The organism is Paraburkholderia sp. J67 (genome assembly GCF_905220265.1).
Classification (GTDB): Bacteria; Pseudomonadota; Gammaproteobacteria; order Burkholderiales; family Burkholderiaceae; genus Paraburkholderia.
This window is the reverse complement of sequence record NZ_CAJMZK010000148.1, coordinates 1-226: the sequence shown is the minus strand read 5'-3', so window position 1 is coordinate 226 and position 226 is coordinate 1. Positions and strand designations below refer to the sequence as shown.

Genomic DNA, 226 nt, shown 5'->3' with positions numbered 1-226 from the left:
GATCTTCTTGTCGAGCGCGGACATCGGCTCGTCGAGCAGCAGGAGCTTCGGGCGCTTGACCAGCGAGCGGGCGAGCGCGACGCGCTGCTGCTGGCCGCCGGAGAGCTGATGCGGCTTGCGCTTGGCATAGCGGCTCATCTGCACGAGATTGAGCGCGTCGGCCACGCGTTCCTTGATTTCGTTCTTGGGCACGCCTTCCTGCTTGAGGCCGAAGGCGACGTTGGTC

Annotated in this window: 1 protein-coding gene; it reads right to left on the bottom strand. The window is 65.5% G+C overall.

Translation table 11 applies throughout. The features are described from left to right. On the bottom strand, positions 1 to 226 hold a 226-nt coding region (locus U5782_RS41550), incomplete at both ends, for an ATP-binding cassette domain-containing protein (RefSeq protein ID WP_322049659.1).